This window comes from Bacillus sp. FJAT-27251 (genome assembly GCF_001273925.1).
Taxonomy (GTDB): Bacteria; Bacillota; Bacilli; order Bacillales; family Cytobacillaceae; genus Mesobacillus_B.
Map to the genome: position 1 here is coordinate 1,093,576 of NZ_LIGG01000001.1, position 19,872 is coordinate 1,113,447.

The following is a 19,872-nucleotide window of genomic DNA, read 5'->3' on the forward strand; positions in this document are numbered from 1 at the left end:
CCAAATCCAATATTTCGTTCAGCGAAATTTTTCTTATAATTTACCATAAAAAAAGTGAATTTCCCATTCATTCTTTATTAGCAGGCGAACTTGGCCAAAAAAAGAAGCCATCCCGCAAGACAGCTTAAGAGTCTGATTGGCCGATCAACTCTAAAATCCTTTCAAGGTCTTCCTTCGAAAAGAATTCAATTTCAATTTTCCCTTTATTTTTGGTCTGCCTTATATGGACGGTCGTGCCAAATCGTTCCCGCAAGTGGTTTTCCCTGTCGGCAATGAAGATATCCTTGCCTGGCTGAGGCTTTTTCTTTGTTTCACGTGGAACGGTTTCGTTAAGCTGCTGGATCAGCTGTTCAAGCTGACGGACATTTAGCCCCTCTTTAATCGTCTTTTCGGCAATCAACGGCAATTTGTCTTTCTGCCTCAAACCAAGCAGCGCCCGGCCATGGCCCATTGTCATTTTCCCGCCCGAAATCAGTTCCTGGATCTTTGGAGGAAGGCTTAGCAGGCGGATATGGTTGGCCAAATGAGGACGGCTCTTTCCAAGACGCTTTGCCAGCTCTTCCTGGGTGATGCCCAGCTTTTCAATCAGGTTCTGGTACGCGGCTCCCTCTTCGATTGGATTGAGGTCCTCACGCTGAAGGTTTTCAAGGATGGCAAGCTCCATCATTTGCTGTTCGGTAAGCTCCCGGACAACAGCGGGAACTGTCTCAAGGCCCGCCTCCCTGGCTGCCCTGAAACGCCGCTCGCCTACCACGATTTCATAGCCTTTTATTGTCTTGCGGACAATGATCGGCTGGAGGATGCCATGCTCAAGGATTGAGTTTTTCAGCTCCTCGATTGCCTCTTTCTGAAAGACTTTCCTTGGCTGGTAAGGATTCGGACGCAATTCCTTGATGCTGATTTCCTTGACGGTTTCTTCTTTGCCAACTTCCATATTAAAGAAAGCATTCAAGCCTTTTCCCAAGCCTTTAGCCATTTGCAACCACTTCCTTTGCAAGTTCTAGGTAAACTTCGGCTCCTCGCGACTTTGGATCATAGATGATAATCGGCTCTCCATGGCTTGGAGCCTCGCTAAGGCGGACATTGCGGGGAATAATCGTTTTATATACTTTATCCTGGAAGTACTTTTTAACTTCTTCAATGACCTGGATTCCGAGATTGGTGCGGGCATCCAGCATCGTCAGCAGGACGCCTTCAATTTTAAGGTCATGATTTAAATGCTTTTGCACCAGCCTTACAGTATTAAGCAGCTGGCTCAAGCCTTCCAGCGCATAATATTCGCATTGGACCGGAATCAGCACCCCGTCTGATGCCGTTAAGGAATTCAATGTCAATAATCCCAGCGACGGCGGGCAATCTATCAATATATAATCATAGTCTTCTTTTACTTCCTCAAGGGCCCGTTTCAGCCTGACTTCCCGGGAAATAGTCGGCACGAGTTCAATTTCGGCGCCAGCCAGCTGGATGGTAGCCGGAATCGCAAACAGATTATCGACAGCTGTCGGCCTGATTGCAGACTTGGCATCCACATCATCGACAAGGACATCGTAAATGCAGCGTTCGACATCGGCCTTTTCAATGCCAATTCCGCTGGTCGCATTGCCTTGCGGATCGATATCGACCAATAACACTTTTTTCCCTATGTATGCCAAGCAGGCCCCCAGGTTAACCGAGGTAGTCGTTTTTCCAACCCCGCCTTTCTGGTTGGCAATCGCAATGATTTTGCCCACATTGTCACCTACTTTCAAAACCTTTAAGATTCTCCCGTTTGGAGGGAGCTTATCATGGATTTCCCTTAAATTTTGTCAAACAGTCATGTATTCTATTTTACCATGAAAAAACACGGTCGAAAGGCTTTTTAGAAAAATATCACAGTCTGGCAAACTTCGATTCTTGCAAAAAAAAAATGCGAGAAACAGCGGTGGCTTCTCACATTTTTCCTTATTTTTTCTTTGGGATCTTAATGGTAATCTGGTAAAAGTCCTCGTGTTCCTCTTCCTCGGACTTGAGGTTGATTCCGGAATCGGAAACCATCGACAAGGACTGGCGGATTGTATTGACAGCAATGCGCATATCCTTGCTGAATGCCTTCCGCTTTGGCTTCGGAGGCTTGTCATCCTGGCTCATCATCTTTTCGACGCGGGCTTCCGTCTGCTTGACGTTCAAGGATTTCTCAATGATTTCATTAAGCAGCTGGACCTGCTTGTCCGCATCTTTCAATGGAATCAGCGAGCGGGCATGACGTTCCGAAATCTGCTTGTTCAATAAGGCATCCTGAACTTCCTGAGGCAGCTTCAAGAGGCGGAGCTTATTGGCTACCGTTGATTGTCCTTTCCCAAGGCGCTGGGCAAGAGCCTCTTGTGTCAGGTTATGGATCTCCAGCAATTTTCCATAGGCCATTGCTTCTTCAATCGGGGAAAGCTCTTCCCGCTGAAGGTTTTCTATCAATGCAACAGAGGCCGTCTCTGCGTCGGTTAAGTTATTGACAATTGCCGGGACTTCCTCCCAGCCAAGTTTCCTCATCGCCCGCCAGCGGCGTTCACCCGCGATGATCTCGTACTTTCCGTCTTCAAATTCCCTGATGACGATGGGCTGTATCACTCCGTGCGTGTGGATTGTACGGGCGAGCTCCTCAATTTTTTCATCATCGAACACCGTTCTTGGCTGAAATCGATTAGGTACGATATCGTCAATAGGAATTTTTCTTATTTCATCTTTCTCTTCCGTTTTTTCTGCCGTGACTGGTTCCTGCTTTTCTCCCAGGCCAAAAAAGCGTGAAAAAGAAGGCTTCATTCCCCTGCACCACCTTTATGAAACTCCCTATATCATATTTCTCTATAAGAAAGACAAGTTCCTGCCTATAAATAATTATAAACCAAATTCGAGCTTTAGGTACCCCTATTCGATGGGAGATTTATTAGGGGTACCTGGTTTGCGCGGATACTGCTTCGGCGTTTTCTTCTCTTTTTCAATGATCAAAACCGTGCGGTCGCTGTCTTCTACAGGCAGCCTGAAGGAATGGACTCCTTGGAGCCTCCCGCCCAGCACATGGATCGCCTTTTTGCCCTTCTGAAGCTCGTCCTCGGCCTGTCCGCCTTTCATCGCAATGAACTGTCCGCCGACCTTCGCAAGCGGCAGGCATAGTTCGCTAAGGACGGAAAGCCTCGCAACCGCCCTCGCCATTACGACTTCGTATTGTTCGCGATGCTGCTTGTTTTGGCCGAATGTTTCGGCGCGGTCATGGATGAAGGTCACGTTCTCGAGCTTCAGCTCTTTTGCCAAATTCTCAAGGAACGTAATTCGTTTGTTTAAGGAGTCAACAATTGTAACCCGCAGCTTTGGAAAGGCGATTTTCAGGGGAATGCTTGGAAAGCCTGCCCCTGCGCCTACATCACATAAATTCAGCTGACGGTCAAAATCGAAATGGAAGGCCGCTGAAACAGAATCATAAAAATGCTTCAGAAACACTTCTTCTTTGTCGGTAATTGCCGTCAGGTTCATTTTTTCATTCCATTCAACCAGAGTTCTTAAATAGGTTTCGAACTGTTCCATCTGCCAATCAGTGAGAAGAATCCCCTTTTCAGCCAGAGATGCTTTAAATTGTTCTGGGTTCATAAGCCTGCCCTCTCAAAAAAAGTTTGTCTTACTGGTTCGAAATGCGGGCAATCCGCCCTTGTTCAATATAAACAAGCAAAATCGAAATATCAGCCGGGTTTACCCCTGAAATCCGGGAAGCCTGGGCAATCGAAAGCGGGCGGACTGTTTTTAGATTATGCCTCGCTTCTGACGCAATTCCGGTAATCGCATCGTAATCAATGTTCTCCGGAATTTTCTTGTCTTCCATTTTCTTCAGGCGGTCCACCTGCTGAAGCGATTTTTCGATATACCCTTCATATTTGATCTGGATTTCGACCTGCTCTTCAACCTCTGGATCCAGCTGGGTTTCAGGCGGTATCAAGGCTTTAATATGTTCATACGAAATTTCGGTACGCTTAATGAAGTCGGAAGCGCGGATTCCATCTTTAAGTTCACTTCCGCCAAGGGAGCGGATCAGCCCCTGGACTTCTTCGGAAGGCTTGATGATGATGTTCCGAAGCCTTTTGGTTTCTGCTTCAATCGCAGCCTTCTTCGCAACGAAGCGGTCGTAGCGCTCATCGGAAATCAGGCCAAGCTCGCGGCCGATGCCGGTCAGGCGCAGATCGGCATTGTCATGCCTCAGCAGCAGGCGGTATTCTGCCCTCGATGTCAGAAGCCTGTACGGTTCGCTCGTTCCTTTTGTAACCAGGTCATCGATCATGACACCAATATAGGCATCGGAACGGCTTAAAATGACTTCTTCTTTCCCCAATGCCCTTCTGCCGGCATTGATGCCAGCCATCAAGCCCTGTCCGGCTGCTTCTTCGTAACCTGAAGTTCCGTTGATTTGGCCGGCTGTGTAAAGGTTTTTGATTTTTTTCGTTTCCAGCGTCGGCCATAGCTGGGTCGGAACGACCGCATCATACTCAATCGCATACCCTGGCCGCATCATTTTAGCATTTTCAAGGGCCGGGATGGAACGGAGCAGCTTGTGCTGGACCTCCTCAGGAAGGCTGGTCGACAAGCCCTGGACATATACTTCCTGTGTATTGCGCCCTTCAGGCTCAAGGAAGATCTGGTGGCGCGGCTTGTCATTGAAACGGACCACTTTATCCTCGATCGATGGACAATAGCGCGGTCCAGTCCCTTTGATCATTCCGGAGAACATCGGTGAACGATGCAGGTTCTGGTCAATCAGTTCATGGGTCTTCTCATTCGTATACGTCAGCCAGCATGGCAGCTGGTCGGTGATGAACTTGGTTGTTTCATAGGAGAAAGCGCGCGGGACATCGTCACCAGGCTGAATCTCCGTTTTTGAGTAATCAATCGTATTGCTGTGGACCCGCGGCGGTGTGCCTGTCTTGAACCTTACCAGGTCAAGGCCGAGCTCTTCAAGGTGCTCCGAAAGCTTAATCGATGGCTGCTGGTTGTTCGGGCCGCTGGAGTATTTCAGTTCGCCAAGAATGATTTCGCCGCGCAGGAAGGTTCCCGCGGTAATGACGACCGTTTTTGAACGGTACTCGGCACCTGTTTGCGTAATCACGCCTGTGCAGACACCATCTTCGACAATAAGCCGTTCTGCCATTCCCTGGATCATCGTCAGGTTTGGTTCCTCTTCCATTGTCTTTTTCATTTCATGCTGGTAGGCGAACTTATCCGCCTGGGCTCTAAGCGCTCTTACGGCCGGTCCCTTCCCGGTATTGAGCATCCTCATTTGGATATATGTTTTATCGATGTTACGGCCCATTTCTCCCCCAAGGGCGTCAATTTCCCTGACAACAATCCCTTTGGCCGGACCACCTATGGACGGGTTGCATGGCATATAGGCAATCATATCAAGATTGATGGTGATCATCAGTGTTTTTGCGCCCATGCGTGCGGCCGCAAGACTCGCCTCGCTGCCCGCATGGCCCGCCCCAATGACAATCACATCATAATTACCTGCTTCAAATGGCATTGTGCTGCCTCCTTTATTTTATGGAATCTTCCCTTATTCTACTTCCCTAGACAAAACTGTGAAAACAGCTGGTCAATCAAACTTTCATGCACGCTGTCGCCGATGATTTCACCGAGCAGTTCCCAGGATCGGGTCAGGTCAATTTGGACGATGTCGATTGGTGTTCCCATTTCAACGCCTGAAATCGCTTCTTCAATTGAGTTCTTTGCCTGGTTCAGCAGGGCGATATGGCGGCTGTTCGATACATATGTCATATCGCCTGCCTCAATGGAACCTGAGAAAAACAATGAGGAAATGGCTTCTTCAAGCTCGTCGATGCCCTCGTCTTCCTTCAGCGAGGTGGTGACGATTTTATATTCGCTGGCAAGCTCCCTGACTTCCGCCATATCCAGCTTTTGCGGCAAATCCGTTTTATTGACAATGACGATGACATCCATACCCTCTACCGCCCGGAAAAGGTTCCTGTCCTCTTCTGTAAAATCATCCGAATAGTTCAATACAAGTAAAATTAAATCCGCTTCTTTTAATACCTGGCGTGAGCGTTCCACGCCAATCCGTTCGACAATGTCCTCTGTTTCCCTGATGCCAGCTGTATCAAGCAGGCGCAGCGGAACGCCGCGGACATTTACATATTCTTCGATAACATCCCTTGTGGTTCCGGGAATATCCGTGACAATCGCTTTATTTTCATGCACAAGGCTGTTAAGCAGCGACGATTTTCCTACATTTGGGCGGCCGACAATAACCGTCGACAGTCCCTCGCGCAGAATCTTTCCTTGCTGGGAGGTTTGCAGCAGCTTCTCGATTTCCTGCTGGACAAACGTGGACTTCTCAAGCAGCATGCGATGCGTCATTTCTTCCACATCATCGTATTCCGGATAATCGATATTAACTTCTACATGGGCAAGCGTCTCAAGGATTTCCTGGCGAAGCTTCCTGATCAGCCTGGAAAGACGGCCATCCATTTGGTTTAGGGCCACATTCATCGCCCTGTCCGTTTTTGCCCGGATAAGGTCAATTACCGCTTCTGCCTGTGAAAGGTCAATCCGTCCATTCAGGAAGGCCCGTTTTGTAAATTCACCTGGTTCCGCCAGCCTCGCCCCCTGGTTGAGGACCAGCTGCAGCACCCTGTTCACCGATACCAGTCCGCCATGGCAGTTGATTTCGACGACATCTTCCTTTGTGAATGTCTTTGGACCTCTCATAACCGAAACCATCACTTCTTCGGCTGTTTCGCCAGTTGCGGGATCGATGATATGGCCATAATGAATCGTATGGGACGGAACATCCTTCAGCTTTTTGCTCCCGATCCCCTTGAACAGCCTGTCCGCAATCGCAAAGGCTTCCTCTCCGCTTAACCGGACGATGGCAATCGCTCCTTCTCCCATCGGGGTCGAAATGGCCGCAATTGTATCAAACTCCATTCTATTCACCTCTTTGCTTCTACATTAAATATATCTATGTGACTTACGTATCGTTTCCCAAATTTATAGAGTATCACAGCTTTTGCCAAAAACATATAAATCCGTACTCCTTTTATCCACAAGAAAAAAAGAAATATCTTATATTTTAACTTATCCACATGTGAATAACAATAACAGCGCAACCTTCATTCAGCTGGAGAACAGGGTAAGCACCCTTTCCGATAAATAAACGGAGAAATTTCTCTTAATTTGTAAATCGCACGAAAAAGCCCCTGAATAGAAGGAGGAATTCCGCCTATTGATTCAAAAAACGTGAAAATAGGCTATTTTTCTTTGCATAACCGGAAAACTTCCCCCTATATGTCATGGAAAAAGCTAAATTTCTCATTTAACCGAAAAATCTCCGCTTATTTACTATTGCTGGGTACACCCACTTCCCTTTGGACAAAGGACGAGGAAGCTGAGCCTGGCCACAATTAGAATTTTGGGCATAAAAAACCGGTCTGCTGCCAGACCGGTTTTTGTTTTTTATTTAATAGGTGAAATAACAATGTGCCGATGGGGATCGCTGCCATCGGAGTAGGTTTTGATCTTCCTGTTTCCCATCAAAGCGGTATGGATGACTTTTCGTTCATAGGAAGGCATTGGCTCAAGCGCCACTTCCTTCCCTGTTTTCACTGCCTGCTGCGCAAGGCGCTGAGCAAGCTGCACCAGCGTGTCACTCCTTCTCTTCCGATAGTCCTCCGCATCAAGAAGAACGGTATAAAACTGTTCGGAATGACGGTTCATGACAAGCTGTGTCAAATATTGAAGCGAATTGAGGGTTTGTCCCCTTTTCCCGATCAACAGCGCGATTTTCTCCCCGCTCAGGATAAAAGTGACTTGCTTGCCCTCTGTTTTCACTTCCACCTCTGCTGGTGCGCCAAGCTGCTGGGCAACCTGCTTCAAATAATTGACCGCTTCTTCAAACGGGTCAATCTTCTTCGTTACCTTTACGACAGCTGGGCGGGTTCCGAAAATTCCAAGAATCCCTTTCTTTCCCTCATCGATCACATTGATTTCTGTGCGGTCTCTAGTTGTTTTTAGCTGAGCTAGTGCTGATTCTACTGCTTCTTCGACTGTTTGTCCGGTAGCAGTTATCTGTTTCACTTTTTTGCTCCTCCCGCGCTGCCGGCTGCTTGCTGTTTCCTCAGGTCCGGCCCTTTAATGAAATAAGTTTGGACAATCATAAAGATGTTCCCTACTACCCAGTAAAGGGATAAAGCTGCCGGGAACGAAACAGCGAACACAACGATCATGATCGGCATAAGATAAAGCATCATTTTCATCTGCGGGTTGTCTTCCATGCCCACCATCATCATTTTTTGCTGAATGAAAGTAGTCACGCCGGCAATGAGCGGCAAAAGATAAATCGGATCCGGCGACCCAAGATCAAACCAGAGGAAATTATGGTTGGCAATCTCTCTTGTCCGTACGATTGCATGGTAAAAACCAATCAAAATCGGCATTTGCACGAGCAGCGGGAAACATCCTGCAAGCGGATTGACGCCATGCTTCTGGAACAAAGCCATCGTTTCCTGCTGAAGTTTTTGCTGTGTTTTTTGGTCTTTTGAGCTGTATTTTTCTTTCAGTTTCTTCATTTCCGGCTGAATTGCCTGCATGGCTTTCGAGTTTTTCGTCTGCTTGATCATCAAAGGCAAAATCGCAAAACGCAAAAGAAGCGTAACGATAATAATCGACAATCCAAAGCTTCCGTTCATCCATTCTGCCATCTTAACAATCAGCATGGAAAGCGGATAAACGATATATTCATTCCAAAAGCCGGAGCTTTCCTCCGTAATCGGCTGATTGTACTCCGTACATCCCGTCAGGACGGCCATGAGAAGCAGCAAACCGGCTACCAGCATTATTCTTTTTTTCAAGCGAACTTTCCTCCTAACCGTGAAACAATCACGTTATATCTATTATTTTTTCAGGATGATGGATTTCACTCAATAACGGGTCCAACCGTCATCCGGCAGATACATTAATACCAGGCAAGTGTATTTTACCATCTTTTTATAGCAAGCGCTTTAAAATATTGCCAAGCTGGCAAATTATTTCACACCTTCATTATGACCAGGGTTTCTTTTATTCAAAACCCTTGCCACTTTCAGGACATGCTCAAGGCTTTTTTTCACTTCCAGCATCCCCATATCCGAGGCCGGTTTCCTCGCAACGATGACATAGTCCTTTCCAGTATGTATATCTTCCTGCAGTTCCAGGAAGCTTTGGCGGATATACCTTTTTATCCGGTTCCTTGTCACGGCATTGCCAAGCTTCTTGCTCACTGAAAGCCCAATCCGGAAGGTTTCCTGTTCTTCCTTCTTAAGCACATAGACCACAAACTGGCGATTGGCAAAGGATTTTCCCTTTTTGAAAACTTCCTGAAAATCCTTGTTTTTCTTAATTCGCAATTCTTTTTTCATTTCATACACCTTCAATCAAGTCAAGTGGCCTGTGATCCCCTGCGTTTATTTTACTGTATGTGAAAGAAAAATAAAAATCGGCGCAAAAAGAGAAAAAGACCACTGACAGTTCAGTGGCCTAAGCAGATAACACTTTTCTTCCTTTGCGACGGCGGCGTGCAAGAACATTGCGGCCGGTTGAGCTGCTCATGCGGCTGCGGAAGCCGTGAACTTTGCTGTGCTTACGTTTATTTGGTTGGTAAGTTCTTTTCATTATATGACACCTCCCTGAGGAATTAGCTGCTTCTTTCAGACAGTCCTACTAATTATAAGGACGTAAGCCTAAAAATGTCAATAGTCTATGCGGAAAAGAGTCGATCCCGCCTGCTGGAAATTATTTCACCTAAAATGGATTGTACTTCTCCTACGTCCCAAGCCCAATTATTCATTTTCTCTTTAAAAGGCAATTTCGCTGGTTGTGGACAAAAATCGACACGGATTTTTTTATCCACAGCACCAATTCACAGCTTTTAAACAAACTATAGGCCTGTGGACAAATATTCCCCACAAGGACGGGCTATTGTGGATAAAGTAATGAAAAGCGTTGCTTAATACTGTTTTTTTTGATATTATATTTGTGTTTTCACTCTTGATAATTGGTGTTGATGAAATAAGTTATCCCCATTTTGTGGATAAGCTGTGGACAGGTTATTCACTCCTGTGTGTGGAATTTTGTCCACAACAAGTGGATAATGTCGAAAAACCACTATTCTTCCTTATTATATATTTCTCCACATTAATAGATTTGTATAATTATAAATCCACCATCAATTTTCCATGCATTTTTTATGCATTCACCAAAATTCCGTTAAAAGGAGGGTTACCGATTGGAAAACATTGCGGATCTATGGAATAATGCCTTGTCCAAAATTGAGAAAAAAATAAGCAAGCCCAGTTTTGATACATGGCTTAAATCCACGAAGGCCCATTCCCTGCAGGGAGACACGCTGACGATTACAGCGCCGAATGAATTTGCCCGCGATTGGCTGGAAGAACGCTATTCGCAGCTTATTAGCGGAATTCTTTATGAAATTACCGGAGAGGAACTTGGAATCAAATTCATTATTCCGCAAAATCAGAATGATGAGGAATTCAGCGTTCCTGTTCCGCCTAAAAAGGCCATAAAGGACGATGACCAGCACGATCTTCCACATAATATGCTGAACCCTAAGTATACATTCGATACATTTGTCATCGGTTCCGGAAACCGCTTTGCCCATGCGGCTTCACTTGCGGTCGCGGAAGCGCCGGCAAAGGCGTACAATCCGCTGTTTATCTATGGAGGAGTTGGACTCGGAAAGACCCACCTGATGCATGCCATCGGGCATTATGTACAGGATCATAACCCGTCCGCCAAGGTTGTCTACCTGTCTTCCGAGAAATTCACAAACGAGTTCATCAATTCGATCAGGGACAATAAGGCCGTAGAATTTCGCAATAAATATCGAAAAGTGGATGTCCTTTTAATAGACGATATTCAATTCCTGGCCGGAAAAGAATCAACTCAGGAGGAATTTTTCCATACTTTCAATACGCTCCATGAGGAAAGCAAGCAAATCATCATTTCCAGCGACCGTCCGCCAAAGGAGATCCCAACCCTTGAAGACCGCTTAAGGTCACGCTTTGAATGGGGGCTGATTACCGATATTACTCCTCCGGACCTGGAAACACGCATTGCCATCCTGAGGAAAAAAGCGAAAGCGGAAGGGCTTGACATTCCGAATGAAGTGATGCTTTATATCGCAAACCAGATTGACTCCAACATCCGCGAACTCGAGGGGGCGTTGATAAGGGTGGTCGCTTTTTCCTCCCTGATCAACAAGGATATCAACGCGGATCTTGCTGCCGAAGCGCTGAAGAACATCATTCCGAGCTCCAAGCCCAAGGTCATTACAATCCTTGATATCCAGCGGACCGTCGGGCAGCATTTCAACGTGAAACTGGAGGACTTCAAAGCGAAGAAACGGACAAAGTCTGTTGCATTCCCGCGCCAGATCGCGATGTATCTTTCCCGGGAGCTGACCGACTTTTCGCTTCCGAAAATTGGCGAAGAATTTGGCGGCCGGGACCATACGACCGTCATCCATGCCCATGAAAAAATCTCAAAGCTGCTTTCCACTGATTCAGCCCTGCAAAGACAGCTGCGTGACATTCATGAGGAATTAAAGATTTAGGATAATGTGAATAACTAGTACTAACCTGCGCACAGTCTGTCCACATGTGGATAGGCTGTGTTTCCTTGTCGAAATATCAGTTATCCACAAATCCACAGGACCTACTAGTACTTTTACTATTTTTATTAAAAAAAAATATATATATGCTTTTAAAAAGAATTTCATACCAGGAGGATCAAAAAATGAGGTTTGTAATCCAGCGGGATCATTTATTGCAAAGTGTCCAGGATGTAATGAGGGCAGTTACAAGCAGAACTACCATTCCCATTTTGACGGGTATTAAAATTGTGACTACTGAAGAGGGAGTTACTCTTACAGGCAGCGATTCGGATATTTCCATTGAATCCTTTATTCCAAGGGAAGAAGATGACAAGGAAATTGTCGAAATCAAACAAACAGGCGCTATCGTCCTCCAGGCTAAATTCTTCAGTGAAATTGTTAAGAAACTGCCGACTGATACAGTTGAGATCGAGGTTCAGAACCATTTGCAAACAGTCATCCGATCAGGAAAGTCTGAGTTCAACTTAAATGGCCTGGATGCAGAGGAGTATCCTCACCTTCCGCAAATTGCAGAAGAAAATTTGTTTCGGGTACCAACTGATTTGCTTAAAGCGCTGATTCGCCAAACTGTGTTTGCAGTGTCCACCTCAGAAACACGCCCCATCTTGACAGGTGTCAACTGGAAGGTGGAGAACAATGAATTAACCTGTATTGCAACAGACAGCCATCGTCTTGCACTGAGGAAAGCCTTGCTTGAAACGGAAGTCGAAGGAAAACATAATGTGGTCATCCCCGGCAAGAGCCTGACCGAGTTAAGCAAAACTCTCGATGATTCTGCGGAAAAGGTCGACATCGTCATTACTGAAAACCAGGTTCTTTTTAAGGCCAAGCATCTCTTGTTCTTCTCAAGACTGCTGGAAGGAAATTATCCTGATACAGCCAGGCTGATTCCGAATGACAGCAAAACGGATGTCGTCCTCAACGCCAAGGAATTCCTTTCTGCGATTGACCGCGCTTCCCTCCTTGCAAGGGAAGGCAGGAATAATGTTGTCAAATTCTCAACGGTGGAGGACTATGCCATTGAGGTTTCCTCCAATACTCCGGAAATCGGCAAAGTCGTCGAGGAGATCCAAAGCCAGTCCATTGAGGGGGAAGAACTGAAGATCTCCTTCTCGGCAAAATATATGATGGACGCCCTGAAAGCCCTTGAAGGCAGTGAAATCCAGGTCTCCTTCACGGGAGCGATGCGTCCGTTTGTCATTCGCCCGATGAATGATGACACAACCCTGCAATTGATTTTGCCGGTGAGAACCTATTAATTAAAATATTCAAAAACCCCCTTGCTGGATGAGCTGGGGGTTGCTGTTTTCTCCAGGGTGGGTTGGTAGCCCTTGTCTCTTGCCTGATTATTTAGTAAAATAAAGTATTAGCTCCTTTTATGAAAAGGGTGATAAACATGAGCCAGGAAGTAAATATCGATACTGAATTTATAACATTGGGCCAGTTCCTTAAGCTGGCAGACGTCATCCAGTCCGGAGGGATGGCCAAGTGGTTTTTAAGTGAGCATGAAGTGTTCATTAATGGAGAACAGGACCAGCGCAGGGGAAGGAAGCTGCGAAGCGGAGATATCATCGCCATTCCGGGTTTTGGCGAGTTCCGTATTCAGTAATCAAAGGATGGGCCTTTCATGCATATAGAAGAGCTATTTTTAAAGAACTACCGGAATTATGAACAACTCGAAGCGCATTTCGAAAACAAGGTGAATGTGATTCTCGGTGAAAACGCCCAGGGGAAAACCAATGTGATGGAATCCATCTATGTGCTGGCGATGGCCAAATCACATCGGACATCCAATGATAAGGAACTTATTCGCTGGGATGAAGATTATGCTAAAATAGAAGGCAGGATTGCCAAAACCAGAGGATCGCTCCCAATGCAGCTCGTCATATCCAAGAAAGGTAAACGGGCCAGGTATAACCATATTGAGCAGCGCAAACTGAGCCAGTATGTGGGAAACATGAATGTAGTGATGTTCGCGCCTGAGGATCTCCACCTCGTCAAGGGGAGTCCGCAAGTAAGGCGCCGTTTTATTGATATGGAAATTGGACAGGTATCCCCTGTCTATTTGCATGATATCAGCCAATATCAAAAGATACTCCAGCAGCGCAACTCCTACCTGAAACAGCTTCAGCTAAGGCAGCAGACCGACCATGCAATGCTTGACATCCTGACCGAGCAGTTCATCGGTTTCGCGGCCAGGATTGTGGCTAAACGCTTTGAGTTCCTCCGTCTGCTCGAACAGTGGGCCTTGCCTATCCACCAGGGCATCTCGCGCGGGCTGGAAACGCTGAAAATCGAGTATAAAGCGTCGGCTGAGGTATCAGAAGAACAGGATTTGTCGAAAATGGTAGAAGTATACCATGAAAAGTTTGCTAAAATAAAGAATAGAGAGATTGAACGGGGAGTTACGATGTTCGGTCCCCATCGCGATGACCTTGCCTTCCTGGTCAACGGACGGGATGTGCAGACATTTGGTTCCCAGGGACAGCAGCGGACGACCGCCCTCTCGGTTAAGCTCGCTGAAATTGAACTAATCAACAAGGAAATTGGCGAATATCCAATCCTGCTGCTTGACGATGTTTTATCCGAGCTGGATGATTACCGCCAGTCCCATTTATTAAATACCATTCAGGGAAAGGTACAGACCTTTGTGACGACCACCAGTGTCGAAGGGATTGACCACCAGACCCTGAAAGAAGCGGCTGCTTACCGGGTAACCTCCGGTGTCATGGAAAGAACGCAATGAGGTGACTGTATGTATTTGCATATAGGAGAAGAAACATTGATCAGGACAAATGAAATCATTGCCATTATTGACAGGGAAAGTGCCGGTTCATCCCCTATCTTTGAAGAATTCCTCGGGCACAGGGAAGACGGAGTGGTCAATCTTTCCAAAAGCCAGTACAAGTCGATTGTCATCACCAGGAACCAGGTTTATTATTCTCCACTGGCAGCCGGGACGCTGAAAAAACGCTCGCAAAAATTATCCGTTCAGGAATTTTAAATATATGCAACGCAAAAGGAAAGTGTAGGTGATCGATGTGGCAATGGAGCAACAGGCCATGCAGGGACAAACATATGATGCAGACCAGATACAGGTCCTCGAAGGATTGGAGGCTGTCAGGAAACGGCCGGGAATGTATATCGGATCAACGAGTGCAAAAGGCCTCCATCACCTTGTTTGGGAAATTGTCGACAACAGCATTGATGAAGCCCTCGCCGGTTATTGCGATGAAATCAATGTCATTATTGAAAAAGATAACAGCATCACCGTAAAGGACAATGGCCGGGGCATACCTGTAGGAATGCACGAGAAAATGGGCCGGCCTGCGGTTGAAGTCATCATGACCGTCCTGCACGCCGGAGGCAAGTTTGGAGGCGGCGGATATAAGGTATCCGGAGGACTCCACGGCGTTGGTGCATCCGTGGTAAACGCCCTTTCCACTTCCCTTGAGGTGGAGGTCCACCGGGATGGAAAGGTCCACCATATTGAATTCTCGCGCGGGGCCATCAAATCCGAACTAAAAGTGATTGGTGACACGGACCACACAGGAACAACAATTCATTTCGTTCCCGATGATGAAATTTTCACAGAGACACTCGAGTACGATTACGATACGCTTGCGAACCGCCTTCGCGAACTCGCCTTCCTTAACCGCGGCCTTAAAATCACGATTGAGGATAAGCGCGAAGAGAAGAAACAGAATGAATACTACTACGAAGGCGGAATCAAGTCCTATGTTGAGCATCTGAACAGGACGAGAGACGTGCTTCACGAAGAGCCGATTTATATTGAGGGGGAAAAAGAAGGCATCACGGTTGAGGTTGCCCTTCAGTATAACGATGGCTTCACCAGCAATATTTACTCTTTCGCCAATAATATCCATACGTATGAAGGCGGAACCCATGAGTCCGGATTCAAAACAGCACTCACAAGGGTGATCAATGATTATGCAAGAAAACATGGTATCTTCAAGGACAACGATGCCAACCTTTCCGGTGAGGATGTACGTGAAGGCCTGACTGCCATCGTCTCGATCAAGCATCCGGATCCCCAGTTCGAGGGCCAGACAAAAACGAAACTCGGCAATTCGGAAGTTCGGAACGTTACAGATACAACGTTTTCGGAACACTTCGAGAAATTCATGCTTGAAAACCCTTCTGTAGGCAGAAGGATTGTCGATAAAGGCTTGATGGCTGCAAGAGCAAGGCTGGCTGCGAAGAAAGCGCGCGAGCTCACAAGGCGGAAAAGCGCCCTGGAGGTTTCGAGCCTGCCGGGCAAACTGGCCGACTGCTCTTCGAAGGACCCTTCGATCTCAGAACTTTACATTGTTGAGGGTGACTCTGCCGGAGGCTCCGCCAAGCAGGGACGGGACCGCCACTTCCAGGCGATTCTCCCGCTGAGGGGGAAGATCCTGAACGTAGAAAAGGCGCGCCTGGACCGGATCCTGTCCAACAATGAAGTTAGAGCGTTGATTACGGCAATTGGAACCGGAATCGGCGAGGACTTTGATATTGCCAAAGCACGTTATCACAAAGTCGTCATCATGACCGATGCCGACGTTGATGGCGCCCATATCCGGACGCTCTTGCTGACGTTCCTGTACCGCTATATGAGGCAGATTATCGAAGCAGGCTATATATATATTGCCCAGCCGCCATTGTATAAAATTCAGCAGGGCAAACGGATTGAATATGCCTATAACGATAAGGAGATGGACCGGATCATGGGCGAACTGCCTTCCCAGCCAAAGCCGGGCATCCAGCGCTACAAGGGTCTTGGTGAAATGAATCCGGGACAGCTATGGGAAACAACGATGGATCCGGACAACCGCCTGCTGCTTCAGGTAAGCCTTGAGGATGCCATTGAAGCCGATGAGACTTTTGAGATGTTGATGGGCGATAAAGTAGAGCCAAGGCGCCAATTTATCGAAGAAAATGCCGTTTACGTTAAAAACCTGGATATTTAACAGGATAGATATCTGTCTATCCTGCTTTTCTATTAAAGACCCTCACTGCCTGCCGCATGTTTGGGCAGGCGTTGATGTTTTTCCTATAAGAGAAGAAAGTATAATTGCTGAACTTAGATCACTGTCTAGCTCCAGCGCCTAGCCCCTCGAATCGCTTTGGGGCTGACCAGGGCGCTTGCGCTTTTCTATTAAAGGAGGTTTCCTTCCTATGGCTGAGACGCCTAATTCCCGTGTGAAAGAAATAAATATTAGCCAAGAAATGCGTACATCCTTTCTGGACTACGCCATGAGTGTTATCGTCGCGAGGGCGCTTCCCGATGTCCGGGACGGCCTGAAGCCGGTCCACCGCCGCATTCTGTATGCGATGCACGACCTTGGGATGCATGCAGATAAAGCATATAAAAAATCCGCGCGTATCGTGGGTGAGGTTATTGGTAAGTACCACCCGCACGGCGACTCTGCGGTCTATGAAACAATGGTCCGCATGGCCCAGGATTTCAACTACAGATATATGCTTGTGGACGGCCATGGAAACTTTGGATCCATCGACGGCGACTCCGCGGCTGCGATGCGTTATACAGAAGCCCGCATGTCGAAAATTTCGATGGAGCTTCTTCGCGATATCAATAAAGACACAATTGACTACCAGGATAACTATGATGGTTCCGAACGCGAGCCGATCGTCCTGCCGGCCAGGTTCCCAAATCTTCTGGTCAATGGAACATCAGGTATCGCCGTTGGAATGGCGACCAATATCCCGCCGCACCAGCTTGGAGAAGTGATTGAAGGTGTCCTGGCAGTAAGCAGGGATCCTGAGATCACCATCCAGGAATTGATGGAAATCATCCCGGGTCCGGACTTCCCGACGGGTGGATTGATCCTTGGCAGGAGCGGTATCCGCAAAGCCTATGAAACAGGCCGCGGCTCCATCACGCTCCGGGCGAAAGTGGAGATTGAAACGAAGCCGAATGGCAAGGAAGTAATCATTGTCAATGAGATTCCTTACCAGGTAAACAAAGCGCGCTTAATCGAAAAAATCGCCGAGCTGGTACGTGATAAAAAGATCGACGGCATCACCGATTTGCGCGATGAGTCCGACCGCGATGGGCTCCGCATTGTCATTGAGGTCCGCAGGGACGCCAATGCGAATGTCCTTCTGAATAACCTGTATAAGCAAACGGCCCTGCAGACAAGCTTCGGAATCAACACTCTGGCGCTTGTTGACGGCCAGCCGAAGGTTCTGAACCTCAAGCAGTGCCTGGTATATTACCTGGAACACCAAAAAGTGGTCATCAGGCGCAGGACTCAATTCGAGCTTCGCAAGGCGGAAGCCAGGGCGCATATCCTCGAAGGATTGCGCATCGCCCTTGATAACCTCGATGCAGTCATTGCCCTGATTCGCGGTTCCCGTACAACCGAGATTGCCCGCGAAGGTTTGATGACCCAGTTCAATCTTTCTGAAAAGCAAGCCCAAGCCATCCTTGACATGCGCCTGCAGCGTCTCACCGGCCTGGAACGCGAGAAGATTGAAGAAGAATTCCAAAACCTGATGCAGTTGATTGCCGAACTAAAGGCGATCTTGGCTGATGAAGAGAAATTGCTTGACATTATCAGGGAGGAACTTCTTGAAGTCAAAGAGCGTTTCAATGATAAGCGCCGGACGGAAATCGTCAGCGGCGGTCTTGAAATGATCGAGGACGAGGATCTTATTCCCCGGGAAAATGTCGTCATCAGCCTGACTCATAATGGCTATATTAAGCGCCTGCCTGTTTCTACCTACCGGGCCCAAAAGCGGGGCGGCCGAGGCATCCAGGGAATGGGGACAAATGAAGATGATTTTGTCGAACACCTGCTGACTACCTCAACGCATGACACCATCCTGTTCTTCACTAACAAAGGGAAGGTTTATCGTTCGAAGGGGTATGAAATTCCTGAATTCAGCAGAACGGCAAAAGGACTGCCAATCATCAACCTCCTGGGAATTGAAAAGGGAGAATGGGTCAATGCCATGATCCATATCGAAGAATTTGTTGATGACTGGAGTCTGTTCTTTGCAACAAAAGAGGGAATTGTAAAGCGTTCTCCTCTTACATCCTTTGCGAATATCCGCAATAATGGCCTGATTGCCCTGAACCTCCGCGAGGGCGATGAATTGATTTCCGTCCGCATGACAGACGGTACAAAGGAAATCATCATCGGAACCAAGAATGGCCTGATGATCAGGTTTCCTGAAACGGATGTGCGGACCATGGGCCGTACCGCAACCGGGGTAAAAGGCATCTCACTCTCTGGTGATGACGAAGTAGTAGGCATGGAAGTCCTGGATGAAAGTGCGGATATCCTTGTGGTAACCAAACATGGTTACGGCAAGAGGACACCGGCAACCGAATATCGCAGACAGGGACGCGGTGGTAAAGGAATCAAGACCTGCAACATTACCGATAAAAACGGCAGCCTTGTAACGATGAAGGTGGTCGAGGGAGAAGAAGATCTCATGCTGATTACGACTGGCGGGGTTCTGATTCGGATACCAGTCGGCGGAATCTCCATTACAGGCCGCAACACGCAGGGTGTAAAACTAATCTCTCTCAATAGAGAGGAAAATGAAGCTGTTGCGACTGTGGCACAAGTCGACAAGGAAGAGGAAAAAGCCGAAGACCTTGCTGAAGGCGAAGAAGCAGAAGTGATCGAAGGTGCAGAAAATGAAGATGTGACCGGTGAAGAGACGGAAGCCGAAACAGAGCCGGCAGATCCTTCTGATGATGAAGGAGAACAAGAATAATTTTAAAAAGCTTGTGAGGATGGATCCATCTTCACAAGCTTTTTTTTGTTATCCGAAATTATAATGAAGCAATTCATGCATAAAAACAAAAAGGGGGTTGCATAACAATTATATGGCTGTTATAATCTTATAAGTCAGCAACAAGATGACACATTCAATCGTAAAAACTTTCGAAAAGTTGTTGACATGGTTGTTCGGAAATGCTATATTAATATAGTTGCTTGCGAGCGACAAACTTGCTCTTTGAAAACTAAACAAACAAGCGTCAACAAACAATAATATTCATGCCTTCTACTATAGAAGACATGAGCCAACGTTTTATTTTATGAGCTTACTCATACTCTTTATTGGAGAGTTTGATCCTGGCTCAGGACGAACGCTGGCGGCGTGCCTAATACATGCAAGTCGAGCGGACTTGAGGG

General features: G+C 47.1%; 17 protein-coding genes. 7 read left to right on the top strand and 10 right to left on the bottom strand.

What is annotated here, in order from left to right; genetic code table 11:
* Positions 1-124: 124 nt before the first annotated feature.
* From ADU22_RS05110 to rpmH, 10 genes are all read right to left on the bottom strand, one after another.
* Positions 125-976 carry a ParB/RepB/Spo0J family partition protein gene (locus ADU22_RS05110; protein WP_053361213.1) on the bottom strand — a complete coding sequence of 284 codons (852 nt, stop codon included), beginning with the start codon at positions 974-976 and terminating at the stop codon, positions 125-127.
* Entirely contained in the window at positions 969-1,730 is a 762-nt protein-coding gene (locus ADU22_RS05115; RefSeq protein WP_053364472.1) for a ParA family protein, read from the bottom strand. Before ADU22_RS05115 ends, ADU22_RS05110 begins: the two co-directional genes overlap by 8 nt.
* 211 nt (positions 1,731-1,941) lie before the next feature.
* A complete protein-coding gene (gene noc, locus ADU22_RS05120) occupies positions 1,942-2,793 on the bottom strand; it encodes a nucleoid occlusion protein (protein ID WP_053361214.1) in 852 nt (283 codons plus the stop codon).
* 105 nt (positions 2,794-2,898) lie between these two features.
* Positions 2,899-3,615, bottom strand: a complete 717-nt coding sequence (gene rsmG / locus ADU22_RS05125) for a 16S rRNA (guanine(527)-N(7))-methyltransferase RsmG (RefSeq protein ID WP_053361215.1) — start codon at positions 3,613-3,615, stop codon at positions 2,899-2,901.
* Between the two features lie 28 nt (positions 3,616-3,643).
* Positions 3,644-5,533 (bottom strand): tRNA uridine-5-carboxymethylaminomethyl(34) synthesis enzyme MnmG, encoded by a 1,890-nt coding sequence (gene mnmG / locus ADU22_RS05130; protein WP_053361216.1) that lies wholly within the window; start codon positions 5,531-5,533, stop codon positions 3,644-3,646.
* Positions 5,534-5,571: 38 nt separating this feature from the next.
* Entirely contained in the window at positions 5,572-6,957 is a 1,386-nt protein-coding gene (gene mnmE / locus ADU22_RS05135) for a tRNA uridine-5-carboxymethylaminomethyl(34) synthesis GTPase MnmE (protein WP_053361217.1), read from the bottom strand.
* A 528-nt stretch (positions 6,958-7,485) separates the two neighbouring features.
* Entirely contained in the window at positions 7,486-8,106 is a 621-nt protein-coding gene (gene jag, locus ADU22_RS05140; RefSeq protein ID WP_053361218.1) for an RNA-binding cell elongation regulator Jag/EloR, read from the bottom strand.
* Entirely contained in the window at positions 8,103-8,879 is a 777-nt protein-coding gene (gene spoIIIJ / locus ADU22_RS05145) for a YidC family membrane integrase SpoIIIJ (RefSeq protein WP_053361219.1), read from the bottom strand. Before spoIIIJ ends, jag begins: the two co-directional genes overlap by 4 nt.
* Before the next feature lie 174 nt (positions 8,880-9,053).
* Complete coding sequence (rnpA, locus tag ADU22_RS05150) at positions 9,054-9,425, bottom strand: ribonuclease P protein component (protein ID WP_053361220.1); 372 nt, start codon at positions 9,423-9,425, stop codon at positions 9,054-9,056.
* Between the two features lie 118 nt (positions 9,426-9,543).
* Positions 9,544-9,678 carry a 50S ribosomal protein L34 gene (gene rpmH / locus ADU22_RS05155; protein ID WP_046524984.1) on the bottom strand — a complete coding sequence of 45 codons (135 nt, stop codon included), beginning with the start codon at positions 9,676-9,678 and terminating at the stop codon, positions 9,544-9,546.
* A 613-nt stretch (positions 9,679-10,291) separates the two neighbouring features.
* Here rpmH and dnaA point away from each other — a divergent pair.
* From dnaA to gyrA, 7 genes are all read left to right on the top strand, one after another.
* Positions 10,292-11,638, top strand: coding sequence for a chromosomal replication initiator protein DnaA (gene dnaA / locus ADU22_RS05160; RefSeq protein ID WP_053361221.1), 1,347 nt, complete (start codon positions 10,292-10,294; stop codon positions 11,636-11,638).
* A 182-nt stretch (positions 11,639-11,820) separates the two neighbouring features.
* A complete protein-coding gene (gene dnaN / locus ADU22_RS05165) occupies positions 11,821-12,957 on the top strand; it encodes a DNA polymerase III subunit beta (RefSeq protein WP_053361222.1) in 1,137 nt (378 codons plus the stop codon).
* Positions 12,958-13,094: 137 nt separating this feature from the next.
* Complete coding sequence (gene rlbA / locus ADU22_RS05170) at positions 13,095-13,307, top strand: ribosome maturation protein RlbA (protein WP_053361223.1); 213 nt, start codon at positions 13,095-13,097, stop codon at positions 13,305-13,307.
* Positions 13,308-13,325: 18 nt separating this feature from the next.
* Positions 13,326-14,444, top strand: coding sequence for a DNA replication/repair protein RecF (recF, locus tag ADU22_RS05175; RefSeq protein WP_053361224.1), 1,119 nt, complete (start codon positions 13,326-13,328; stop codon positions 14,442-14,444).
* A gap of 9 nt (positions 14,445-14,453) precedes the next feature.
* The gene (gene remB, locus ADU22_RS05180) at positions 14,454-14,702 is read left to right on the top strand and encodes an extracellular matrix regulator RemB (protein WP_046524989.1); all 249 of its coding nucleotides are present in this window, start codon (positions 14,454-14,456) and stop codon (positions 14,700-14,702) included.
* Between the two features lie 58 nt (positions 14,703-14,760).
* Positions 14,761-16,668: a DNA topoisomerase (ATP-hydrolyzing) subunit B gene (gyrB, locus tag ADU22_RS05185; protein WP_231687941.1), complete on the top strand. Its 1,908-nt coding sequence runs from the start codon at positions 14,761-14,763 to the stop codon at positions 16,666-16,668.
* Positions 16,669-16,876: 208 nt separating this feature from the next.
* Positions 16,877-19,450, top strand: a complete 2,574-nt coding sequence (gyrA, locus tag ADU22_RS05190; RefSeq protein ID WP_053361225.1) for a DNA gyrase subunit A — start codon at positions 16,877-16,879, stop codon at positions 19,448-19,450.
* Positions 19,451-19,872: the final 422 nt, after the last annotated feature.

Excerpts from the sequence above, each read along its gene's own strand:
- ADU22_RS05110 (WP_053361213.1), bottom strand. The coding sequence starts at position 976 with ATGGCTAAAGGCTTGGGAAAAGGCTTGAATGCTTTCTTTAATATGGAA.
- noc (WP_053361214.1), bottom strand. The coding sequence starts at position 2,793 with ATGAAGCCTTCTTTTTCACGCTTTTTTGGCCTGGGAGAAAAGCAGGAA.
- rsmG (WP_053361215.1), bottom strand. The coding sequence starts at position 3,615 with ATGAACCCAGAACAATTTAAAGCATCTCTGGCTGAAAAGGGGATTCTT.
- mnmG (WP_053361216.1), bottom strand. The coding sequence starts at position 5,533 with ATGCCATTTGAAGCAGGTAATTATGATGTGATTGTCATTGGGGCGGGC.
- mnmE (WP_053361217.1), bottom strand. The coding sequence starts at position 6,957 with ATGGAGTTTGATACAATTGCGGCCATTTCGACCCCGATGGGAGAAGGA.
- rnpA (WP_053361220.1), bottom strand. The coding sequence starts at position 9,425 with ATGAAAAAAGAATTGCGAATTAAGAAAAACAAGGATTTTCAGGAAGTT.
- rpmH (WP_046524984.1), bottom strand. The coding sequence starts at position 9,678 with ATGAAAAGAACTTACCAACCAAATAAACGTAAGCACAGCAAAGTTCAC.
- dnaN (WP_053361222.1), top strand. The coding sequence starts at position 11,821 with ATGAGGTTTGTAATCCAGCGGGATCATTTATTGCAAAGTGTCCAGGAT.
- rlbA (WP_053361223.1), top strand. The coding sequence starts at position 13,095 with ATGAGCCAGGAAGTAAATATCGATACTGAATTTATAACATTGGGCCAG.
- recF (WP_053361224.1), top strand. The coding sequence starts at position 13,326 with ATGCATATAGAAGAGCTATTTTTAAAGAACTACCGGAATTATGAACAA.
- remB (WP_046524989.1), top strand. The coding sequence starts at position 14,454 with ATGTATTTGCATATAGGAGAAGAAACATTGATCAGGACAAATGAAATC.
- gyrB (WP_231687941.1), top strand. The coding sequence starts at position 14,761 with ATGCAGGGACAAACATATGATGCAGACCAGATACAGGTCCTCGAAGGA.
- gyrA (WP_053361225.1), top strand. The coding sequence starts at position 16,877 with ATGGCTGAGACGCCTAATTCCCGTGTGAAAGAAATAAATATTAGCCAA.